Consider the following 21,574-nt stretch of genomic DNA (forward strand, 5'->3'; position numbering starts at 1 on the left):
TTCGCGGTGATCGTCGCGAATGTTCCCGAGGTTATCCACAATTCGCGCTCCCTCTGTCACGCATCGTCACCGCGCGGCATCGTCGAAGTCCGGAGGTGAGGCCATGAAAGCCCACATCAGCCTCGGCAGGCGCGGCGAGGACGCCGCCACCGACTACCTGCTCGAACTCGGCTGGACGATTCTCGACCGCAACTGGCGGTGCCCGGATGGCGAGCTCGACATCGTCGCCCACGACGGGCGCCGGCACGTCGTCTGCGAGGTGAAGACCCGCGGTTCCACCCGCTTCGGCGACCCCCTCGAAGCGATCACGGCGGACAAGGCCGCCCGGTTGCGGCGGCTGGCCTGGCGGTGGGCCGCCGCGCACGGCGTCGGGTCCGCGAACGTGCGGGTCGACGTCCTCGGCCTGGTCTCCAAGGGGACCGGCTTCTCCATCGACCACCTGAGGGAGGTGTGCTGAATGACGCTCGCGAAGACCCGCTCGGTGTCGCTCGTCGGGGTGGACGGCCTCGTCGTGGACGTCGAGGCGGCCATCACCAGCGGCGTGCCCGGCCTCCACCTGGTCGGCCTCCCGGACACCGCGCTCAGCGAGGCCCGCGACCGCGTCCGGGCCGCCATCTTCAACTCCGGTGAAGACTGGCCTAACAGGCATGTCACGGTGTCGCTGTTTCCAGCGAGCGTGCCGAAGAAAGGATCGACCTTCGATCTCGCCATCGCGATCGCGTTGCTCGCGGCGGCGGAGGCCGTCCCGGCACGCGCCTGCGCCGACCTTGTGCTGATCGGCGAACTCGGTCTGGACGGCCGGCTTCGTCCGATCCAGGGCGTCCTGCCCGCCGTGCTAGCGGCGGCGAACAACGGCTGCCGGACGGTGGTCGTCCCGCAGGCGAACGCGGCCGAGGCAGAACTCGTCCCGGACATGAAGGTCGTCTCGGCGAGGACGCTGCGCGCTCTCCTCTGCCTCCTGCGCGACCAGCCGCCGCCCATCGAAGAGGACCAGGACGAGGGGCCGCCCTCCCCCGCCGACGGATACTCGGTGCGACGGCACGACATCCCGCCCGACCTGGACCTGGCCGACGTCCGCGGGCAGGCGGAGGCACGGCGCGCCCTGGAGATCAGTGCCGCGGGAGGGCATCATCTCTTCTTCGCCGGGCCTCCCGGGTGCGGGAAGACCATGCTCGCGGAACGCCTGCCGACGCTGATGCCGCCCCTGGAGCCCGACGTCGCGCTGGAGGTCACGGCGATCCACTCCGTCGCGGGCACGCTCCGGCCGGGTCAGCCGCTGATCGTCCAGCCGCCGTTCTACGCACCGCACCACTCGGCGTCCCGGGCGTCGCTGGTCGGCGGCGGATCGGGGCGCGTCCTCCAGCCCGGAGCGGTGTCCCTGGCCCACCGGGGGATCTTGTTTCTAGATGAGGCTCCTGAGTTCTTGGCCGGAACGCTCGACGCGCTGCGCCAGCCGCTCGAAGAGGGCGAGGTGAGGATCAGCCGGATCGAGGGCATGGCGCGGTTCCCCGCGCGGTTCACGCTCGTCCTGGCGGCGAACCCCTGCCCGTGCGCCGCCGCCAAGCAGATCGACTGCTCGTGCGCCCCCGGCGCGCGCCGCAAGTACGCGTCCCGTGTGTCCGGGCCGCTGCTCGACCGCATCGACCTCAAGCTGGAGCTGACCCCGGCCAGCCGCGCCGAACTCCGCTACGACCTGGAGTTCGCCGAATCCAGCAAGGTGGTGGCCGAACGCGTCCTGCTCGCCAGGGAACGGACGCTCAGCCGCCTGGCGGGCACCCCATGGAGATCCAACTCCGAGATCCCCGGGCCGGAGCTGCGCCGCCGCTTCACCCCGTCGTCGGAGGCGATGCAGGGCCCCGACCAAGCACTCCAGCGTGGCGCGCTGACCGCCCGCGGGCTCGACCGCGTCCTGCGCGTCGCCTGGACGCTCGCCGACCTGGCGGGCCACGACGAGCCCGGCCCGGACGACGTCGGCGGCGCGCTCGCCCTCTGGTCGGCGGTGCGCCAGTGAGCGACGAGCGCACCGCCCGCGCCACCCTGACCGCCGTCGCCGAACCCGGCGACGCCTTCCTCAACCGGATCATCGACGAGTCCGGCCCGGAGCAGGCCCTCGAAGCGATCCGCACCGGACGGCTCCCCGACGGCGTGCCCGCCGGCCCCAAGGAGATCGATCGCCTGGCACATTGGCGGATCCGGCTGATCGCCGCCGAACCCGACCAGGACATGGCCGTCTGCGCCCGCTTCCATGGACGCCTCATCTGCCCGGGCGAGCCCGAATGGCCGACGACCCTCGACGACCTCGGCAGCGGCCGCCCCTACGCCCTGTGGCTGCGCGGCCCCGGCGACCTGCGCTACAACTGCCTGCGCTCGGTCGCCGTCGTCGGCTCCCGCGCCGCGTCCCCCTACGGCATGCGCGCCGCCTCCGACTTCGCCTCCGAACTCGCCGACGAGGGCTGGACGGTCATCTCCGGCGGCGCGCTCGGGATCGACGCGGCCGCCCACCGGGGCGCCCTCGCCGCCGACGGGCGCACCGTCGCGGTCTTCGCGAACGGCGTCGACGTGCCTTATCCGGCGTCCAACGAGGGGCTCTTCGCCGAGATGGCCCGGAGGTCCCTGCTGGTCAGCGAGTCGCCGCCCGGCACCCACCCGCACCGGCTCCGCTTCCTGATCCGCAATCGGGTGATCGCCGCCCTTTCGCGCGGGACGCTCGTCGTCGAGGCGGAGGCCCGCAGCGGCGCTCTCAACACGGCCGCCTGGGCCGCCAAGCTCGGCCGCATGGTGATGGCCGTGCCGGGCCCGATCACCAGCCGGACGTCGGTCGGCTGCCACCGGCTCCTACGCGAGGAGAACGCCACCGTCATCACCCGCACCGAGGAGATCATCGAAACGGTCGGACGCCTCGGCACCGACCTCGCCCCTCCCCCGCACACCCCGGTCTTCCCTCGCGACCGTTTGGAGCCGGTCACCCGGTCCGTACTCGAAGCGTTCCCGTCCCGAGGGGCGGTCGGTCCCGCCCAGCTCGCCGTCAAGGCTGGGATCGATCTGCCGACCGTCAACGCCAAGCTGGGCCTGCTGGCCGCCGCGGGCTTCATAGAACGCGCTCCCGCTGGATGGCGGTTGGCGAAATCGGCAAAGTCCCCCGGCCCCGCCACGCCCATCCCCCGAAGGCCCCCGGAATGAACCGTCCAAACACGGAGGCAGGACGCCGCTCACGATCGCCGCCCACGTCTAGGCGGGAGTCGGCCTATTGGTCGGACGGGAGTTCGAACTCGCTTTTGGCGAGTTCTTCGACGTTGACGTCCTTGAAGGTGACGACACGCACGTTCTTGACGAAGCGGGCGGGGCGGTACATGTCCCAGACCCAGGCGTCCTGCATCGTGACCTCGAAGTAGACCTCGCCGTTCTCGACACTGCGCACCTGAAGGTCCACGGAATTGGTCAGGTAGAACCGGCGCTCGGTCTCGACGACGTAGCCGAAGAGCCCGAGCACGTCGCGGTACTCGCGATAGAGCTGCAGCTCCATCTCGGTCTCGTACTTTTCGAGATCCTCGGCGCTCACGCTCGTGCCCCTTCCGTCCGGCCCTCGCCGGGGACCTCTCCTTCGGTCTCCTCCTCCAAGGCCACCTCTCCATTGTTACGCAAGGCACGCCCAACGTTGACGTAGGAGAACCGATGCTCCGGACAGGGTCCGTGCACCGAGAGCGCCTTGCCGTGCGCGCGGGTGACGTACCCCTTGTGAAGGTCGAAGCCGTACTCGGGATACCGCTCGTGGAGTTCGACCATGATCCGGTCTCGGGTGACCTTCGCGACGATGGACGCCGCCGCGACGCACGCCGCGACCTGGTCACCCTTGATCATCGGAAGCCCTGGGACGTCCAGGCCCGGAACGGGGAAGCCGTCGCTGAGGACGTAGGCGGGCCGCTTGTCCAGGGCGGCCAGCGCCCGCCGCATTCCCGCGATATTGCAGCGGTGAAGGCCGATCCGGTCGATGTCGTGGCACGGGATGACGACGGCGCTCCAGGCGTAGGCGCGCCTGGTGATCTCGTCGTAGAGCTCCTCGCGGCGAGCGGGTGTGAGCATCTTGGAATCGGTGAGGCCGTCGATCCTGCCCCGCCCGCCCTGAAGGATCACCGCGCCGACGACCATCGGCCCGGCGCACGCCCCCCGCCCCGCCTCGTCGACACCCGCCACCGGGCTGAACCCGGCGTGCTCCAGAACACGCTCGTACGCGTGCAGCCCCGCGTCACGACGCGGCGTGAAACGAAGTGGGCGACCCTTCATGCTCCGCAGCGTACGTCCCCGTCCCCGGCCGCCGCTCGCCGATCCGCATCCTTCCCGCCATGGCCCTGATCACCTCCGTCCCAGGCACCTGCTCGGAGAAATGACATTGACCGACGACACCAGAACGCCCCCTGCCCTGACCTGCCCAAATCACCGAACCGGCGGGGCGTTACGCGCCACAGCCAACCAACGCGCCGCTCCGGCGCAGCAACACCACCCACCCGACCACGTATTGCGCATCGCGCTTAACCAAAGCTCCACCCGGACCCTCCGGCCCGACCTCGCGCCGCATGCCGCAGCCAGAAAAGACCCCTTCTGGGGCACCATCACCGCCCGCTTGAGCTCGCGCCTGCGAAAGACCGTCACACGACGCCTCAGGCCCGTTCGCCACAATCACCGAGCCGACCAAGCGCTACATGCAGCTGCTGATCAACACCCCGGCGCAGCGAGCCCACACCGTCCGGTCGGCCAAGCGCTGCACGCGGCTGCTGGTCAGGCGCTTTGGGGCGTGGGTGATCAGCGAGCCTGGCTGGCGGGGCGGCGGCTGGCGGTCGACTTTGGGTTGTGGGCTGTCGGTCCACGGCGTTGCGGGTGGGTGCGGTGCTGTCGGGCGGTCGGCCGCGCGGTGTGCGTCGCGGTCGTCGCCGTCAGGAGTCTCTCAGGCGGCGGCGACGCAGGAGGTAGGCGAGGGGCAGGGTGCCGATGACGCCGAGGGCGTACGGCGTGGCGGGAAGGGCCGCGGCGGAGGACTTTTCGAGGGCCTTCTGCTTGAACGTGTCCGGGATCGGGAGGTTGCCCATGCGGTCGAGCGGCCAGACGATGACGAAGGCGCGGCCGATCACGCGGTCGATCGGGATGGTGCCGCCGCCCGGGTCGCCGCGGTGGGAGCGGGAGTCGAAGGAGAGTTCGCGGTGGTCACCCATGACCCACAGCTGACCCGGCTTCACGGTGACGTCGAAGGGGTCGTTCGACGGCTTGTTCCGCTCGTGCGTGATCGGGTCGGTGTAGAGGTAGGAGTTCTCGTCCAGCGGGACGCCGTTGACGGTGACGCGGCCCTGGGCGTCGCAGCACTTGATGTGGTCGCCGGGGATGCCGATGACGCGCTTGATGTAGTCCTTCTCGTTGGGCGCGACGCCGAAGGCGGTGCCGACGGCGCGCAGCGCCTTGGAGACGGGGTTGCCGGGCTCCTTGACCTGGACCTCCGGGTCCCAGGAGTCGAGGCCGTTGAAGACGATCACGTCACCGCGGGCGATGTCGCGGGTGTGGTAGACGATCTTGTTGACGAGGACGCGGTCGCCGACCTGGAGGGTGTTCTCCATCGAGCCGGACGGGATGTAGAACGCCTGGACCGCGAACGCCTTGATGACGAGGGCGAGCACGACGGCGACGACGATGAGGACGGGGAGCTCTTTCCAGAACGAGCCCTGCCGCTTCTTCTTCTTACCCTTGGCGTCGTCTTCGGAGTCGTCGGCCGCGTCCTCGCTCGAGTCCACGGGCTCCTTCTCTTCGGGCACCGCGCCCTCGGCTTCGGATCGCACGTCTCTCCGATCGTCCTCGTCAGTCATCAGAGCGAAAGCCTAGCGGCGCGTGGCACGCGGGACGCCGCCCGCGGGCGTGTCGCGGCCGTCCGGGCCGACCATCTCCGTCCGAAACGGGCAACGCCCCGGTCACCGTCTCGGGTTCCCGGGGCGTCGTCGCTCATCGGCTCAGTGGTCGCGCTTCTCCTTGATGCGCGCGGCCTTGCCGCGCAGGTTCCGCAGGTAGTACAGCTTGGCGCGGCGGACGTCGCCGCGCGTCACGACCTCGATCTTGTCGATGGACGGGCTGTTGAGCGGGAAGGTCCGCTCGACGCCGACGCTGTAGCTCACCTTGCGGACGGTGAAGGTCTCGCGGGCGCCGCCGCCCTGGCGACGGATCACCACGCCCTGGAAGACCTGGATTCGGCTCCGGTTGCCTTCGGTGACGCGCACATGCACCTTCAGGGTGTCGCCCGGACGGAAGTCCGGGACGTCGGTGCGCATCGCGGCCTTCTCGATCTCCTGGATCAGGGTGTGCATCGCAGCGGTTCCTCATGGTCGAACGCGGGCGTCGAGAGGCCCCGGAAGGTCTGGCGTGGGGGCGTCGCGCCGCGGAAAGTGGTCCTGGGGTGCCGTGCGGTCTCGACGCACGGACGCTTTAGTCTGCCATACGTTCGCCGTCAACCGGAAAACCGGCAGCACGGAGGACGTCCCGATCCCGCTCGTCGAGGGTTTCTGGGGCGAGGCGCGCGAGCAGCTCCGGACGGTGCCGCGCGGTGCGGCGGAGCGCCTCGTCCCGCCGCCAGCGGGCGATCGCGCCGTGGTGCCCCGACAGGAGGACGTCCGGGACGGGCCGTTCGCGCCAGACCGGGGGCTTCGTGTACACGGGGCCCTCCAGCAGCGACTCCATGGCGCCGGGGGCGAAGGAGTCGTCGGCGATCGAGTCGGCGTTGCCGAGTACGCCGGGCAGGAGGCGTCCGACCGCCTCGACCATGACCAGGACGGCGACCTCTCCCCCGGCGAGCACGAAGTCGCCGAGGCTGACCTCGTCCACGGGCATGCGGGTGCGGGCCTCCTCGGCGACGCGCGAGTCGATGCCCTCGTAGCGTCCGCAGGCGAACAGCAGCCACGGTTCGGCCGCGTACTCGGCGGCCAGCGCCTGGGTGAACGGCCGTCCGCTCGGAGTCGGGATGACCAGCCGCGGGACGGCTGCGGAAGACGCGGAGGCTCCCGGCGTCCGCGCGACGGACCTCGCGGAGAGCCCAGGCGACTGCAAATCGGAAGATGTGGACATTTCGGGCGGCCCGGAAGTGGGGGGCGCCGGGCCGTCCGGTGACGGCGGGACCGGCTCTGAGGGCGGCTCTGGGCGGTCGTCTGAGGCGGACGGCCCGGAGGGCTCTGTTCCGGAGGGAGGTTGATCTTGGGCGGGTGGTGCCGCGGGAGGGGCGATGGCGTCGAGGGCCTCGCCCCAGGGGTCCGGCTTCATGACCATGCCGGGGCCGCCGCCGTAGGGGGTGTCGTCGACGGTGCGGTGCCGGTCGTGGGTCCAGTCGCGGAGGTCGTGGACGTGGACGTCCAGCAGTCCCGTCCGCCGCGCCTTCCCGATGAGGGAGATGTCGAGGGCGGCGAAGTACTCGGGGAAGATCGTGACGATGTCGAGTCTCATGGGCGGTCGAGCAGTCCGGGGGGCGGGTCGATCACGAGCCGCCCCCCGGGGACGTCCACCTCGGGGACGATCGCGGTCACGAACGGGACCAGCGTCTCCCCGGCCGGTCCGGTCACGACGAGGAGGTCCTGGCCGTGATGGAGGACATCGGCGACGTGGCCGACATCCGCGCCGTCCGCGGTGACGACCGCGAGGCCGATCAACTCCCGGTCGTGGAAGTCGTCCGGGTCGGCGGACGGAGGGATGTCGCCGGGGTCGACGACCAGCCAGATGCCGCGGAGGCCCTCCGCGGCGTCCCGGTCGCCGATCCCGGCGAAGCGCAGGAGCAGGCGTCCCGAATGCCAGCGGACACGCTCGACGGTGAGGGGGCCGGCGGCCGCCGGGTCGGTGCGGATCTCCGTGCCGACGGCGAACCGGGACTCCGGTTCGTCCGTGCGGACGTCGACGGTGATCTCACCGCGGATTCCGTGCGGCCGTCCGATCCGTCCCACCACGAGCGGTTCGCTCATCGGGACGCCACTCAGCGGACCTCGTTGACGTCGAGGAGGTCGACTCGCACGTACCGGCCCCCGGAAAGGGCGCTGATCACGGTGCGGAGGGCCTTGGCGGTGCGACCGCTTCGGCCGATGACCTTTCCGAGGTCCTCGGGGTGCACGCGCACCTCAAGGACCCGGCCGCCCCTGATCCGGCGGGCGCGGACCCGGACGTCGTCCGGGTTCTCCACGATCCCGCGGACCAGGTGCTCGAGCGCTTCTTCGAGCACGTCAGCCCTCGCTCTTAGCTTCGGTGTTCTCGGCGGCCTTCGCCTCGGACTTCTTCGGCTCGGCCTTCTTCTTGCTCCGGGTCGCGGTGGCGGCCGCCTCGTCCTCGCCCAGCGACTCCTTGACCGCGGCCTCGAACGCGGCCTTCTTGTCGGCCTTGGGCTCGGCGACCCTAAGGGTGCCCTCGGCGCCCGGCTCGCCCTTGAACTTCTGCCAGTCGCCGGTGATCTTCAGCAGGTTGAGCACGGGCTCGGTCGGCTGCGCGCCGACGCCGAGCCAGTACTGCGCCCGCTCAGAGTCGATCTTGATGAGGGACGGGTCTTCCTTGGGGTGGTAGAGCCCGATCTCCTCGATCGCCCGCCCGTCACGCTTGGTGCGGGCGTCGGCGACGACGACCCGGTACTGCGGGTTCCGGATCTTCCCCAGACGCTTCAGCTTGATCTTGACTGCCACGGGTGTGGTGTACTCCAGACTTCTTTACAGGGTGGGCGGGCCCGTGCCAGGTGGGGAACACCGGCTCACGGCCGCCCATGGACTCCGGCCGCGCAGGACGAGAGAGGGCGCCTGGCGACTCCGGGTTTCCAGCGTGCCATTCTGCCAGACGATGACACCAAAAGCGCAATCGCGCGCTCCTGTGTCGACACCGCGGGCCGGGCTCTTTACGGCACCGGCATTCGTCCGAACGCCAAGGCCGCCCCGCCACGTGCTGTGACACACGCGGATCGGGATACCTGTGCGCCCGACATTCCGTCGATGCCGGTGTGGCTACTTCTTCTTGCGGCCCTGGAGCTTGCCCAGATCGGGCATCTGGAAGCCGGGGGGAAGCTGACCGCCCAATCCCGGCGGGAGCGCGCCCGGCGTGCCGCCGGGAGCGCCGCCGAGGCCGGGCGGGAGGCCCTGGGGGGCGCCGTCCGCGGCGGGCTGCTCGTCCTGACGGGGCTTGCCGGCGGCGCGCTTGCGCGGGTCGCCGCTGCGCTGCTTGCCCTTCTTGTTCTTGGCGGCCTTCGCCGCCTTCGTGGCCTTCCGGCGTCCGCCCGGCATGCCGGGGATGCCCATGCCGCCCGCCATCTGGCGCATCATCTTCTGCGCGTCGAAGAAGCGGGTGACGAGGCTGCTGACCTCGCCGACGCTGACGCCGGAACCGGCGGCGATGCGGGCCCGCCGGGAGCCGTTGAGAATCTTCGGCTGGCTGCGCTCCTGCGGGGTCATCGAGCGGATGATCGCGGCGATGCGGTCCAGGTCGCGGTCGTCGATCTGGCTGATCTGGTCGCGGACCTGGCCCATGCCGGGCATCATCCCGAGCAGGTTCCCGATCGGGCCGAGCTTGCGGATCATCATCATCTGCTCGAGGAAGTCCTCGAGCGTGAAGTCCTCGCCCGAGGCGAACTTGCTCGACATCTTCTCGGCCTGCTCGGCGTCGAACGCCTGCTCGGCCTGCTCGATCAGGGTGAGGATGTCGCCCATGTCGAGGATCCGGCCCGCCATGCGGTCCGGGTGGAAGACGCTGAAGTCCTCGAGCTTCTCGCCCGTCGAGGCGAACATGATCGGACGCCCGGTGACGTGCCGGACCGACAGGGCCGCGCCGCCGCGCGCGTCGCCGTCGAGCTTGGTGAGGACGACGCCGTCGAAGCCGACGCCGTCCATGAACGCCTGCGCGGTGTTGACGGCGTCCTGGCCGACCATGGCGTCGACGACGAACAGCACGTCGTCGGGCTTGACGGCGTCCCGGATGTCGATGGCCTGCTGCATCATCTCGGTGTCGACGCCGAGGCGGCCCGCCGTGTCGATGACGACGACGTCGTGCTGGGCGTGCTTGGCCTGGTCGATGGACCGGCGCGACACCTCCACCGGGTCGCCGACGCCGCTGCCCGGCTCGGGCGCGAACACCGGCACCCCGGCCCGCTCGCCGACGACCTGGAGCTGCTGGACGGCGTTCGGACGCTGCAGGTCGGCGGCCACGAGCAGCGGCGCGTGCCCCTCCTGCTTCAGCCAGCGGGCCAGCTTGCCCGCCAGGGTCGTCTTACCGGCGCCCTGGAGACCGGCGAGCATGATCACGGTGGGCGGGTTCTTCGCCAGCCGGATCCGGCGCGTCTCGCCGCCGAGGATGTTGATGAGCTCCTCGTTGACGATCTTGACGACCTGCTGCGCCGGGTTCAGCGCCTGCGAGACCTCCGCGCCCGCCGCCCGCTCCTTGATCTGAGCGATGAAGTCCTTGACGACGGGCAGCGCGACGTCGGCCTCAAGCAGCGCGACACGGATCTCGCGGGCCGTGGCGTTGATGTCGGCCTCGGAGAGCCTGCCCTTGCTGCGCAGCGAGGAGAAGACCGTCGTCAACCGGTCGGAGAGCGTCTCGAACACGTGTCTGGACCGTCCTTGAAAGCTTCTGGGATCGCTTATCAGCGTATCGGGTCACCGGCCGCATCCTGCCCGTCCGACGAAGCCCGTTCGCCAAGGGGCCCGCCCGACCCGCCCGCCCACGTTCCCCGAGGACCCCCGGCGAGCTCGCACGGCCGACCGTGTCCAGCCGCCCGCCCGCCTCCTCCGCCCGCCCTACCCGGCCACGCCCCGGCCTCTCACTTCGAGCCTGCCCCGCACTTCGGACCTGCCCCTCAGTTCAGACCGGGTCGTCACTCTGAGCCGGGTTCTCGCTCCGAGGCTGGCCGTTGGTTCGAGCCTGGCCGTCACGTCGGGTGCGTTCGGGGCCTGGGGTCAGAGTGGGTGGGTCAGTGGAGGGTGGCCAGGATGCGGGAGCGGAGGGTGGCGAGGGCGGCCGGGGCGTCCAAGGGGCGGCCGGTGTCGTCGACCACGTAGAAGACGTCGACGGCCTCCGCGCCGAGCGTGTCGACCTGTGCGGCGCGGACCTGGAGGCCGCAGGCGCCGAGCGTCCGGCCGATCCGCCACAGCAGTCCCGGGCGGTCGTGGGCGCGGACTTCGACGACGGTGGCGGTGCGGGAAGCGTCGTCCAGGATCACCACGCGGGGCGGTGGGACGGTCATCCCAGGACGGGGCGGCCGTGCCGAGCGGGCGCGGCGCTCCAGGCGGTCGGCGACGTCGAGGCGGTCCGCGAGCATGCGGCGCAGGTCGGCCTCCAGAGCGGCCGGGTCCGGCGGCGTTCCGAACTCGGGCACGGCGGTGAAGTCGAGCACGGCCGTCCCGTCCGCCCGGTCTTCGCCCGGGGTGGAGGAGATCGTGCGGGCCGTCTTCACCGCCAGGCGGTGGAGGGCGAGGACGCCGGCGGCGCGCCAGAGGAGGCCGGGACGGTCCGGCGCGGCGATGGTGACGCGGGAGCCGATGACGCGGACGGCGGCGCCGTCGTGGCGGGCCAGTGCCAGGTGGGCGGGGTCCAAGGCGGGGGCGGGCGGCGTCCCGCCGGATAGGGCCGCGGCGGCGCGGCGGGCCAGTTCGGCGACCAGTCCGGCTTTCCACGCGCCCCAGGCGGCGGGGCCGGTGGCGGTGCCGTCGGCGACGGCGAGGGCGGCGAGGAGGTCCAGGGTCTCGCGCTCGCGGCCGGGCACGCCGGAGAGCGCCTCGGCCACCGCGCGGACGGTCATCGGGTCGTCGAGGTCGCGGCGGGTCGCGGTCTCGGGGAGGAGCAGGTGGTGGCGGACGACGGTCTCCAGCACGCGGGCGTCGTCGTCCGGGAACCCGAGTTGCGCGGCGATGTCGCGGGCGATGACCGCGCCGCTGGTCGAGTGGTCACCGGGTCGGCCCTTCCCGATGTCGTGCAGGAGCGCGCCCACGAGGAGGAGGTCGGGACGGGCGACCTCGCGGGTGAGCGCGGCGGCGCCCGCGGCCGTCTCGACCAGGTGACGGTCGACGGTGAAACGGTGGACGGGGTTGCGCTGCGGACGGTTCCGGACGTGTTCCCACTCCGGCAGCAGGCGGACGATCAGCCCCGCCTGGTCGAGCGCCTCCCACACGCCGATGGCCGCCGGACCCGCCCCGAGCAGGGACACGAGGGCGTCGCGCGCCCCGTCCGGCCACGGCGGGCCGGGCAGGACGGCGTCCTCGGCGAGCCGGGCGACGGTCGCGGGCGCGAGCGGCAATCCAGCTTGGGCGGCGGCCGCCGCGACGCGGAGGACGAGCGCCGGGTCGCTCAGGTCGGCACCGCGAGCGAGGGCGACCTCACCGTCATGTTCGACGGCGCCGTCCCCCACGGGCCGCCGCTCGACCCCGCTGAAACGCCCGCCACCCTCGCCAAGGCGGCGTCCACCCCAAACAACACGACGCACCCGCCCAACGGAACGACGCTCCTCCCCGGCGGAAGAATGCTCTTCCCCAACGGGCCGATGCCCCTCCCCAGCGGCGCGGCCTTCGCCCTCCGCAGGACTGCGGTCGACGTCAGCAGGCTGCCTTTCATCCCCGACGGAGTCGCGGTCCAGTGCGGTGAGGGGGTGGGCGGCGTTGGTGGGGTGGCGGGCGGGTTTGTGGTGGGTGCGGGTGTAGCGGTCTACGCGACGCCATAGGTGGGTGCTCGTGTAGGCGATCGTGCGGGCGGCTTCGGAGATGGATCGTTGGAGGGCGTTGGCGTCTGGCAGGGCCAGGGCGTGGGCGACTGAGTCCTGCTCTTGGAGGACGAGGCGGTCCGACGATCGGGCGGTGGTTTCGTGCAGGGCGTGACGGACGTCCAGGAGGAGGTCGTGCGCGGCTCGGACGCGGGAGCCGGGCACGGACGCGACCCACGAGGCAGCGACCGCGTTCATGGCGTGGACGTCCCGCAGCCCGCCGTGCGCCTCCTTCAGGTCGGGCTCTTGCAGGAAGGCCAGCTCGCCATGTGCCTCCCATCGTTCACGGCTAAGTGCGGACAGCTCGGCCAGCCGGACGGGGGCGTCCGCCCGCCAGTCGGCGAGGACGGCGGCGCGCAGTTCGTCCACGATCGCTGGAGTGCCCGCGATGTGGCGCGCCGACAGGAGGCCGAGGGCGGCCTTGAGGTCGTGGCGGGCGACGGTTCGCGCCTCGCCGACGGTGCGGACGGAATGGTCGAGCCGGAGACCCGAGTCCCAGATCGGGTACCAGATCCGCTCCGCGACCTCGGCCACGCCGGGGACGTCGCGGTGCAGGAGGACCAGGTCGAGGTCCCCGCCGGGGGTCAGCTCGCGGCGGGCGTGGCTGCCGACCGCGGCGAGCGCGACGTCCCCCGCGAGGCACCCCGCGAGGCCCTCCGCGGTGTCCACCGCGGTGGACACCGCGCCGCTCCCCGCCACCCTCCTCCCGGCGCCGTCCGGGAGGAGGGTGGCGAGCCAGCGGTCCAGTTCGGCGGTGCGCACGGCCCGCGCCGCCGCGAGGGCGGCGCGAGCCGTGACCGAGCGGCCCATGGCCGAGTTCTCCGTCACCGGACGATCCGTCACCGGACGATCCGCCGCCGGCTCGGCTTGGGGCGGGGTCGGGGGCATTCCGTGGGTGGGGCTGGGTGGCGATGGGTGGGCATTAGAGGGCCTCTGGGCCGGTTTCGCCGGTGCGGACTCGGACCACCGAGTCGACCGGGACGGCCCAGACCTTGCCGTCGCCGATCTTGTCGGTGCGGGCGGCTTTGACGATCACGTCGATGATGTCGTCGGCGTCCGCCGCCTCGACCAGGACCTCGATCCTGAGCTTCGGCACCAGGTCGACCTGGTACTCGGCGCCCCGGTAGACCTCGGTGTGGCCCTTCTGGCGGCCGTAGCCGCTGGCCTCGCTGACCGTCATGCCCCTGACGCCGAACGCCTCCAGGGCCTTCTTGACCTCGTCCAGCTTGAACGGCTTGATGACCGCCGTGATGAGCTTCATTTCTTCGCCTCGACCTTCTTCGCAGCGGTCTCCGTGGCCCGAACGTGCGGCGCGGCGGTCGCGCCGGGCCCGGAGCCCGAGCCGATGCCCGCGCGGATGGAGCCGAAGTCGTAGGCCGTCTCCGCGTGCACCGTCCCGTCGATGCCCGCCGTCTCGTCGTCCACGCTGATCCGGAAGCCCATGACCAGGTCGATGACCTTCGCGATGACGAACGTGACGATGAACGAGTAGGCGAGGGTCGCGAGGACGGCGACCGCCTGCTTGCCGAGCAGCCCGAACCCGCCGCCCGCGAGGAGCCCGTCGGCGCCCGCGTCGTTGACTGCGGTGGTCGCGAGGAGGCCGATGAGCAGGGCGCCGACGATCCCGCCGACCATGTGGACGCCGACCACGTCGAGCGCGTCGTCGTAGCCCAGCTTGTACTTGAGGCTGACGGCGAACGCGCAGACCGCGCCCGCGACGAGCCCGACGGCGAGCGCGCCGAGCGGCGTCACGAACGCGCAGGCCGGGGTGATCGCGACGAGCCCGGCGACGATGCCGGACGCGATCCCGAGCGTGGTGGACGCGCCGTCCCGCAGCTTCTCGACGACGATCCAGGCGACCGCGGCGGCGCAGGCCGCGGCGAGCGTGTTGACGAACGCGACGGCCGCGGTCGCGCCGGACGACAGTGCCGACCCGGCGTTGAACCCGAACCATCCGAACCAGAGCAGCCCGGCGCCGAGCAGGACGAACGGCAGGTTGTGCGGCCGCATCGGCTCCCTCGGCCAGCCGTTGCGGCGGCCGAGGACGAGGACCAGTGCCAGCGCCGCGATGCCCGCGTTGATGTGGACGACCGTCCCGCCCGCGAAGTCCAGGGCGCCGAGGTCGAACAGCCAGCCGGATCCGCCCTTGCCGTCCGTCCACCAGACCCAGTGCGCGATCGGGAAGTAGACGAGCGTCACCCAGGCCAGGGAGAACACGACCCAGGCGCCGAACTTGGCGCGGTCGGCGACGGCGCCGCTGATGAGCGCGACCGTGATGATCGCGAACGTCGCCTGGAAGGCGGCGAAGACGAGCTGCGGGACCCCGGTCCCGTCGCCGGCCGTCGCCGCCTTCTCCAGGCCGACGAGCCCCAGGTCGCCGAACCCGCCGACGAACGAGCCGACCGGGCCGCCGTCGCCGAAGGCGAGGGAGTAGCCGTAGACGACCCACGCCATTCCCACGACGGCGATGCTGACGAAGCTCATCATCATCATGTTGAGGACGCTCTTCGCCCGGCTCATGCCCCCGTAGAAGAAGGCCAGCCCGGGCGTCATCAGCAGGACGAGCGCGCTGCTCGTCAGCATCCAGGCGGTACTACCGCTATCGATCTTCATCTCCGATACAGCCCCTCCTCGGCGGAGAACACGACTGCTCAGAGATTCGGACGCGGCGGTTTCACCCGGAGGACCCGGGTGTTTCAGCGATGTGAAACCCCGTACCGGTGTGTTTCACCGGTGTTTCCGAAACCTCGCAAACCAGACTTACCGAATAATCGGCGGGATTTCAGTCGCCCAGGATCGCGTCCACGAACGCCTCGGGCTCGAACGGGGCCAGGTCGTCCGGGCCCTCGCCGAGGCCGACCAGCTTGACCGGGACGCCCAGCTCCCGCTGCACCTGGACGACGATGCCGCCCTTCGCGGTGCCGTCCAGCTTGGTCAGGACGACGCCGGTGATGTTGACGACCTCGGCGAACACCCGGGCCTGCTGCATGCCGTTCTGCCCGGTCGTCGCGTCCAGGACGAGGAGCACCTCGTCGACCGTGGCCTGCTTCTCCACGACGCGCTTGACCTTGCCGAGCTCGTCCATCAGGCCGGTCTTGGTGTGCAGGCGGCCCGCGGTGTCGACGATGACCACGTCGACCTTGGACTCGATGCCCTGCTTGACGGCGTCGAACGCGACGCTCGCCGGGTCGGCGCCCTCGCCGCGCCGGACGACCTGCGCCCCGACCCGCGTCCCCCAGGTCTCCAACTGGTCGGCGGCGGCGGCGCGGAAGGTGTCGGCGGCGCCGAGCACGACGGTCTTGCCGTCCCCGACGAGGACGCGGCCGAGCTTGCCGCACGTGGTGGTCTTGCCGGTGCCGTTGACGCCGACGACCATCATCACGGCCGGACGCTCTCCCGGCGCCTCGGTGCGGAGCGCGCGGTCGAGGTCGGGGCCGATCTGCTTGACCAGCTCGTCCTTGAGCATCGCGCGCACCTCCTCGGGGCTGCGCGTCCCGAGGACCTGGACCCGCGTGCGCAGGTCGTCGGTGACCTGCCGGGCGACGGTCGTGCCCATGTCGGCGGTGATCAGGGTGTCCTCGATCTCCTCCCAGGCGTCGTCGTCCAGCGTGTCGCGGGACAGCAGGCCGAGGAGGGTCTTGCCGAACGTGTTCTGGGAGCGCGCGAGCCGCGCGCGCAGCCGGACGAGCCGCCCCGCGCCGGGCGGCGGCCTCTCTAGCTCGACTACGGGCGGCGGGGCCTCCGCGGGCGGCCGCTCGGCGACGGTCGCGCCCGCCTCCGCCTCGTCGACGGCGGTGGCGCCGCCGGTCCGCTCCCCCGCGGGGGGACGCTCGACGGGCGGGCGCGGCCGGGTGCGGCGGGGCCCGAGCAGCCAGACGCCGCCCGCGATCAGCGCGACGGCCGCCAGCGCGGCGATGACGATCACATATTCCATAGCGCCCCCAGTTTTACAGAAGGTGTCCGCCCGGCGGCACAGTCTGCCCCCAGGGGCGCGCCGCGCGAAATCGCCATCCCCCCGTCAGCGGACGGGGACGACCGTCATGCCTGGTCAGCGGGGCAGGGACGACTGCTCGGACGCCTCCCACTCGGCGACGTTGCGCAGCAGGGCCTCCAGGTAGCTGCGCAGGTGGCTGCGGTAGACGTCGCTGTAGGTGCGCAGGTAGGCGACCTCGCGCTGGAGGGCGAGGCGCTCGTCGTCGGGCATCCCCCCGGCGCCGTCCGGCATGCCCCCGGCGCGGGCCGCTCCGGGCGGCGGCGACTGCTGCCCGGCGTGCCGGACGGCCGCCTCCGCGACGGCGACGGCCTTGCGGTGCGCGTCCTCCAGCATCTGCTCGGCGCGCCCCTTCGCGTCGGACAGGATCGCCTCCCGTTGCAGCCGCGCCTCGTGGGCGAGCTCGCGGGTGTAACGCTCGGCGTCCGCCACGTACAGGTCGGCGGTCTGCTGCGCCTGCGACAGGATCCGGACGGCCTGGAAGTGCGCGTCCTCTGGCGCCATCACGCCGCGGGTCCCCTTGGCGGCCTGGGCGCGCAGCCGGTTCACCTCGTCGGCGAGCACCGCCTGGTCGTTGAAGATCTGGACGAGCTCCCGCTCGACGTAGGCGAGGAAGTTGCGGACCTGCTCCTCGTCGTAGCCGCGGCGGCCGAGCGCCGCCCGGGCGAACACCACGGAGTGGAGCTCGCCCGGGGTCAGCCGTGCTCCCTCGGAGACCACGGGAAGGTTCGGGGAGTTCATCGCGCTCACCTCTGTGCGTCTGCGAAGGTTTCCAGCCGGATGCGGTCCCTGGGGACGCCGAGCCGCGCGAGCTGCTCGACCGTGTGCCCGACCATCGCGCCCGGCCCGCACACGTAGGCGTCGTGGCCGTCCCACGGACCCTGCCGCGCCACGACGTCCGACAGGTTCCCGTGCTCCACGCCGTCGTCCCCGCCCGACGGCGACACGCCCGACGGTGAGACGCCCGGCGGCGGGCCGGGGGCGTCGAACCATGATCCCGACGCCGGCGGTGCTCCCGGCGGCGGCCCGGACTGGAGGACGGTCGAGAAACCGTGCCCGCCCGACTCGTCCGACACGGCGGGGACGACCCTGAGCCAGGGGAACCGGCCCGCCATCTTGGCCAGGTCCTCCAGGTCGTAGAGGCCGTCGCGGGTGCGGGCGCCGAAGAACAGGTGGACGCGCGGCGGGGCGGGACGGCGGGCGATCTGCTCCAGGATCGCCTTCAGCGGCGCGAGGCCGGTGCTGCCCGCGACGAGCAGGATGTCGCGTCCGGACTCCTCGTCGAGGGTGAGGGTGCCGACGGGCGCGCCCATCCGGACGCGGTCGCCGTTCTCCGTCCCGCGCACCAGGACGGGGCTCACCGGGCCGCCGTCCACCAGCCGGACGTGGAAGTCCATGGTCTGGTCGGGACGCGGCGCGTTCGCCATCGAGTAGTACCGCCAGTGCCGCAGCCGGGACGGCACCTCCAGCGCGACCGACTGGCCCGGCAGGTAGGGCAGCGGCCGGTCCGGCATGACGCGCAGGACGGCGATGTCGAACCGGCGCCGTTCGACCGCGACGACCTGGCCGTTCCACCAGGCGGGGCTGCTCAGCGAGTCCTCGTCGGCGGCTTCGAGCATGACCTTGGCGACCAGGCCGTAGGCGGCGTTCCAGTCGCTCTCGACGTCCTCCGACCAGGACGTCCCGGAGAAGTACCGCAGGGTGGCGACGAGGCTGGCGCCGACGTGCGGGTAGTGCTCGGCGATGATCCCGAACCGGCGGTGGTCGCGGCCGAGCTGCTGGAGGAACGGGACGAGCGTGGGCAGGTCGTCGACCTGGGCGACGATGCTCCCGAGGGCGCGCAGCAGCTTGTCGCGCTGGTGGCTCATCCCGATGGGGAACATGTCCCGCAGGTGCGGGTTGCGCACGAACAGGTCGGAGTAGAAGAAGAGGGCGACGGCGTCGCCCTGCTCCGCGACGCGCGCGAAGCTGTCCTTGAGGCGCTGGGCGTCCACGGCGGATTTCAGACGGCCTGCTCGGCGGCCGCCTCCGTCATGACCCCGGCGACGAGGCCGTAGGCGGTCGTCCAGTCGCGTTCGAGCTCGGCGTCCCAGCCGGGGCCGCTGAAGTAGGCGAGGGTGGCGAGCAGGCTCGCGCCGACCGGCGCGTAGTGCTCGGCGGTGACGCCGAAGCCGACGTGCCGCTCGCCGAGGTCCCGCAGGAACGGGACGAGCGTGTCGGGGTCGTCGACGGACGAGACGATCTGGGACAGCGCGCCGAGCAGCACCTCGTGCTGGCGGCCCATCCCGGCCGGGAACAGCGATCTGAGCTGCGGCGCCCGCGCGAAAAGGTCGGCGTAGAAGAATTCGGCGACGTCCACGCCGTTCGCGCCCACCAGGGCGAAATTGTCTTTGAGTTTCCGCGGGTCCATGGGCATCACCTCTCGATGGTCCTCCGCACCGGGCGGGGTGTCCGGTGTGGTGGCGGGAGCGGGAGAACCACGGTGCACATGCGTAGTGGATGGCTCCGGGGCGCACAAGCCCGCCAGCGTCGCCGTGTTGTCACGGTCGGTGCACGGCCGTCCCGGCGATCAACCGATAACCGGGGGAAATACACGGGACGCAATCCGCCATTGGCGGCTGGAAATAAACGGAGACAGGGCCAGGACGAGTCCGAAATGCGGAACGCGGGGCGTCGGGACCGTTCCGGAAAACGTGTCCCATATCACCTTCGGCGAAATTCCCCGGACCGTCGGACCGGCGCCCGCCCCCGGGCGGGGCGCCGGATCCGGGCGTCGCGCGGGGTGGGACGCCCGCGGAGCCCGCGCGCGGCCGCCGCCGGAAGCGGCGGCGGACGGCGCGGCCCGCGCGGGGCGAGGCCGCGCGTTCCGCGCTCCCATTCACGTGGAATTCCCTTCCCGCTGGTCGTGCCGTCGTCCGCAGACGCTACGGGCGCGCAATTCACCGGCCTAGGGCCCTAGGGCCCTGTTTCCGGGAATAGGGGGCCCTGCCTCGGCGGTCCGGCGGGCGGCGGGACGAAGCGTGTCCGGGCCGATCTGCCCCGTGTTCTTACCTCTGGTCATCCACCGGGAAAGCCGTTAATCTTCGGCTGGCCGCCTGATCATGGTGAAAGGCGGCACCGGACATTGTCCGGACACCCCGCGTTCATGGAGGCACCATGACCCGACGATTCACCGCCCCTGCCGGCCGCGGCCGGCAGGGACTCGCCGGGACGGCGCTCGCGCTGGCATTCCTCGCCACCCTGGCCGGCTGCGGCGGCGGCGATTCCGGCGGGTCCAAGGGCGCCGAGGCGGGCGCCTCGTCCGCCGCGTCGCCCACCCCCTCGTCCGCCGCGCCCACCGGCGCGGAGACCTCGCCGAAGCCGGTCGAGCGCTCCACCGACCCGGCGATGCAGCCCGGGATCAAGGGCGCGCGGCAGGCGCTCCAGGCGTTCCTGCGCGGGCAGGCGGCCGGGGACCCGGCGGTCTGCCGCTACGTCGCCCCGGGAGAGAAGTTCGTCCGCAGCGACGCGCTCAAGGGCAACTGCGAACGCGGGGTGCGCAACACGCCGCACCTCGTCCGCCCGGCGGAGCGCGAGGCCCTCCGCACCGTCACGGTGAAGGGCGGCCGGATCGTGGGCGAGGAGGCGGTCATCCCCTTCTCCGCCCTGCACTGGACGAGCGGCTCCATGGTGGCGAGCACCCTCCAGGACAAGTTCATCCTCCGCCGCGAGAACCAGCTCTGGCAGATCGTGAAGTGAGCCCCGCGAGCCGCCCCGTGAGCCCCGTGAGCCTTCGGGCCCGCGGGCTCACGGCCGGTACATCGCGATCCAGTCGACCGACAGCGTCACGGGCGCCGTCCGGCTGACGCCGGGCTTCGTCCGCTTGGTGAGCCCGGGGAACCAGTCGAGCTGGACGGCCTGCCCCATCTTCCCCGGCGGCAGCGCCGCGCGGTCGGACGTGTGGAACGTCTTCCGCCCGTCCATGAACCCGGTCACGCCCCGCGAGTTCCACTCCACCGCGAAGACGTGCCACTTCCGCAGGTCGACGCGGACGTGCGCGTCCTTTCGCTGGTGGTTGTCCTCGGGGCCGTAGTGCAGGAAGAAGTTCGTGCCCTCGCGCAGGCCGCGGTCGCCGTAGGTCTCCATCCAGTCGATCTCGCCGCCGCCGCCGCGCGGGTCCGTCCCGCCGCCGCCGTTGACCGGCCACAGCAGCAGGTTCGCGTTGTAGCAGGCGCAGCCCCGGCTCACCTTGACCCGCGCCTCCCAGCGGCCCTCCTTCTGCGCGCCGCGCATCCAGGCGAGGCCGCCGGTGTCGCCGTTGCGCGTCCCGGTGATTCGCAGGACGCCGCCCTTCACGGTCACGGCGCGGGCGAGGCGGCGTCCCTTTCCGTTGTTGCCCGGCCCCGTGTAGACCTCCCACGCGCGCCGGTCGAGCGTGCGGAACCCGTCGGCGGCGATCGGGCGCCCCCACCCGTAGCGCTTCGCCGCCGTGGTCGGAACCGGCTTCTTCTTCCCCTTCACGGCGACGGCGTCCTCCTGGCCCTTGGGACCAGGCTTCGTGTACGAGACGGCCGGGGCGGAGCGCTCCAGCGCGCCGAGCGCGATCGCGCGGGACGGGTCCGGGCCCGGCGCCGACGAGGACGGGACGGCGAGCGCGAACGAGCAGCCGGCGGCCACGATCCCGCCGCCGACCGCGGCCATTCTGTTGCGCGGCGGAAAAATCACGGTGCACCTCCGGGACGAAATGAGACGGAGGCCCGGAGAAAAGGCACCGTCCGACGTGTTTTCCATTCGTCCGGAAGGTTATGGCGGGGGCGCGGAACGCCGTTAGGGCCCTAGGGCCCTAGCCGCGGCGGCCGCGGACCCCAATCGCG

The 21,574-nt window shown here is 71.9% G+C and carries 21 protein-coding genes; 4 read left to right on the forward strand and 17 right to left on the reverse strand.

Annotated features, from left to right (window positions below):
- Positions 1–103: 103 nt before the first annotated feature.
- From FXF65_RS27215 to dprA, 3 genes are read left to right on the forward strand one after another with little or no spacing between them, the layout of a single operon-like run.
- Complete coding sequence (locus FXF65_RS27215; protein WP_148352858.1) at positions 104–457, forward strand: YraN family protein; 354 nt, start codon at positions 104–106, stop codon at positions 455–457.
- Complete coding sequence (locus tag FXF65_RS27220) at positions 458–2,011, forward strand: YifB family Mg chelatase-like AAA ATPase (protein ID WP_148352859.1); 1,554 nt, start codon at positions 458–460, stop codon at positions 2,009–2,011.
- A complete protein-coding gene (gene dprA, locus FXF65_RS27225) occupies positions 2,008–3,180 on the forward strand; it encodes a DNA-processing protein DprA (protein WP_148352860.1) in 1,173 nt (390 codons plus the stop codon). The genes FXF65_RS27220 and dprA overlap by 4 nt, the downstream gene beginning before the upstream one ends.
- Positions 3,181–3,244: 64 nt before the next feature.
- Here dprA and FXF65_RS27230 read toward each other — a convergent pair whose 3' ends face one another.
- The 16 genes from FXF65_RS27230 to FXF65_RS27310 form a co-directional block, all read right to left on the reverse strand.
- A complete protein-coding gene (locus FXF65_RS27230; protein WP_148352861.1) occupies positions 3,245–3,559 on the reverse strand; it encodes a DUF2469 domain-containing protein in 315 nt (104 codons plus the stop codon).
- On the reverse strand, positions 3,556–4,281 hold the full coding sequence (locus FXF65_RS27235; RefSeq protein ID WP_148352862.1) for a ribonuclease HII: 726 nt from the start codon (positions 4,279–4,281) through the stop codon (positions 3,556–3,558). Before FXF65_RS27235 ends, FXF65_RS27230 begins: the two co-directional genes overlap by 4 nt.
- Positions 4,282–4,928: 647 nt before the next feature.
- Positions 4,929–5,819 carry a signal peptidase I gene (gene lepB / locus FXF65_RS27240; protein ID WP_246199132.1) on the reverse strand — a complete coding sequence of 297 codons (891 nt, stop codon included), beginning with the start codon at positions 5,817–5,819 and terminating at the stop codon, positions 4,929–4,931.
- Positions 5,820–5,987: 168 nt separating this feature from the next.
- Positions 5,988–6,338 carry a 50S ribosomal protein L19 gene (gene rplS / locus FXF65_RS27245; RefSeq protein ID WP_067883960.1) on the reverse strand — a complete coding sequence of 117 codons (351 nt, stop codon included), beginning with the start codon at positions 6,336–6,338 and terminating at the stop codon, positions 5,988–5,990.
- A 118-nt stretch (positions 6,339–6,456) separates the two neighbouring features.
- A complete protein-coding gene (gene trmD / locus FXF65_RS46290) occupies positions 6,457–7,464 on the reverse strand; it encodes a tRNA (guanine(37)-N(1))-methyltransferase (protein ID WP_148352864.1) in 1,008 nt (335 codons plus the stop codon).
- Positions 7,461–7,973, reverse strand: coding sequence for a ribosome maturation factor RimM (gene rimM / locus FXF65_RS27255; protein WP_148352865.1), 513 nt, complete (start codon positions 7,971–7,973; stop codon positions 7,461–7,463). The genes trmD and rimM overlap by 4 nt, the downstream gene beginning before the upstream one ends.
- Before the next feature lie 11 nt (positions 7,974–7,984).
- Complete coding sequence (locus FXF65_RS27260; protein ID WP_021598307.1) at positions 7,985–8,227, reverse strand: RNA-binding protein; 243 nt, start codon at positions 8,225–8,227, stop codon at positions 7,985–7,987.
- 1 nt (position 8,228) lies between these two features.
- On the reverse strand, positions 8,229–8,678 hold the full coding sequence (gene rpsP, locus FXF65_RS27265) for a 30S ribosomal protein S16 (protein ID WP_148352866.1): 450 nt from the start codon (positions 8,676–8,678) through the stop codon (positions 8,229–8,231).
- Positions 8,679–8,990: 312 nt separating this feature from the next.
- Positions 8,991–10,583 carry a signal recognition particle protein gene (gene ffh, locus FXF65_RS27270; protein ID WP_148352867.1) on the reverse strand — a complete coding sequence of 531 codons (1,593 nt, stop codon included), beginning with the start codon at positions 10,581–10,583 and terminating at the stop codon, positions 8,991–8,993.
- Positions 10,584–10,948: 365 nt separating this feature from the next.
- Positions 10,949–13,540 (reverse strand): HD domain-containing protein, encoded by a 2,592-nt coding sequence (locus FXF65_RS45470; RefSeq protein WP_246199156.1) that lies wholly within the window; start codon positions 13,538–13,540, stop codon positions 10,949–10,951.
- 112 nt (positions 13,541–13,652) lie between these two features.
- Positions 13,653–13,991, reverse strand: a complete 339-nt coding sequence (locus tag FXF65_RS27280; RefSeq protein WP_067883948.1) for a P-II family nitrogen regulator — start codon at positions 13,989–13,991, stop codon at positions 13,653–13,655.
- Positions 13,988–15,343: an ammonium transporter gene (locus FXF65_RS27285; protein ID WP_148352868.1), complete on the reverse strand. Its 1,356-nt coding sequence runs from the start codon at positions 15,341–15,343 to the stop codon at positions 13,988–13,990. The genes FXF65_RS27280 and FXF65_RS27285 overlap by 4 nt, the downstream gene beginning before the upstream one ends.
- 169 nt (positions 15,344–15,512) lie before the next feature.
- On the reverse strand, positions 15,513–16,664 hold the full coding sequence (gene ftsY, locus FXF65_RS27290) for a signal recognition particle-docking protein FtsY (RefSeq protein WP_148352869.1): 1,152 nt from the start codon (positions 16,662–16,664) through the stop codon (positions 15,513–15,515).
- Between the two features lie 114 nt (positions 16,665–16,778).
- A complete protein-coding gene (locus FXF65_RS27295) occupies positions 16,779–17,462 on the reverse strand; it encodes a DivIVA domain-containing protein (RefSeq protein WP_187412526.1) in 684 nt (227 codons plus the stop codon).
- A 5-nt stretch (positions 17,463–17,467) separates the two neighbouring features.
- Positions 17,468–18,715, reverse strand: a complete 1,248-nt coding sequence (locus FXF65_RS43960) for a globin domain-containing protein (protein ID WP_187412527.1) — start codon at positions 18,713–18,715, stop codon at positions 17,468–17,470.
- An 8-nt stretch (positions 18,716–18,723) separates the two neighbouring features.
- Entirely contained in the window at positions 18,724–19,131 is a 408-nt protein-coding gene (locus FXF65_RS27310) for a globin domain-containing protein (protein ID WP_187412528.1), read from the reverse strand.
- 746 nt (positions 19,132–19,877) lie between these two features.
- On the opposite strand from FXF65_RS27310, the gene FXF65_RS27315 reads away from it, so the two are divergent.
- Positions 19,878–20,459, forward strand: coding sequence for a hypothetical protein (locus FXF65_RS27315; RefSeq protein ID WP_148352872.1), 582 nt, complete (start codon positions 19,878–19,880; stop codon positions 20,457–20,459).
- 48 nt (positions 20,460–20,507) lie between these two features.
- Here the strand turns inward: FXF65_RS27315 and FXF65_RS27320 are convergent, their stop codons facing one another.
- Entirely contained in the window at positions 20,508–21,425 is a 918-nt protein-coding gene (locus FXF65_RS27320; RefSeq protein ID WP_187412529.1) for a glycoside hydrolase family 16 protein, read from the reverse strand.
- Positions 21,426–21,574 lie beyond the last annotated feature (149 nt).

This window comes from Actinomadura syzygii, from assembly GCF_008085905.1.
GTDB lineage: Bacteria > Actinomycetota > Actinomycetes > Streptosporangiales > Streptosporangiaceae > Spirillospora > Spirillospora syzygii.